Annotated in this window: 1 protein-coding gene and 1 pseudogene; both read left to right on the forward strand. The window is 75.3% G+C overall.

Translation table 11 applies throughout. The annotated features are described in order from the left end of the window. Nucleotides 1-117, forward strand: a pseudogene (thiG, locus tag ACXAID_RS28370) (thiazole synthase); the annotation flags it as partial. After that, nucleotides 114-534, forward strand: a 421-nt coding sequence (locus tag ACXAID_RS28375) for an SGNH/GDSL hydrolase family protein (RefSeq protein WP_475025470.1), incomplete at its 3' end; no start/stop codon positions are given. The pseudogene thiG and the gene ACXAID_RS28375, both read left to right, overlap by 4 nt.

Raw genomic sequence — 534 nt, forward strand, 5'->3', positions numbered from 1 at the left:
CCGCAGGCCATGGCCGCCGCGATGGCGGCCGCGGTCCGGGCCGGCTACCTGGCCCGCGGCGCCGGGCGCATCCCGAAGCGGTTCTGGGCGCAGGCCTCGAGCCCGGCTCTGTCGTGAATCGCTATGTCGCGCTGGGTAGTTCCATGGCTGCCGGGCCCGGGATCACGCCGCGTGCGGCGGGTTCGCCGAGGTCGGCGGGGCGCTCGGCGCGCAACTATCCGCACCTGGTGGCCCGCGCGCTGGACCTCGACCTCGTCGACGTCACGTACTCGGGTGCGACCACCGCGCACGTCCTGACCGAATCCCAGCGCGGCGCCGCACCGCAGATCACCGCCCTCGACGGCTCGGAGACGCTGGTCACGGTGACGATCGGCGGCAACGACGCCGGCTATGTGCCGTTGCTGATGGCCGCGGGCCTGCCCCGGTGGACCCGGTCGGTGCCGCTGCTGGGCGCACGGATCGGGGAGTTGCTCGATCCCGGGGCACGCGAGCGCGCGCTGGGCGACGCCGCCGCGGCACTGGTCGAGGTGGGCC

Source organism: Mycobacterium sp. ABE4_509 (assembly GCF_056160785.1).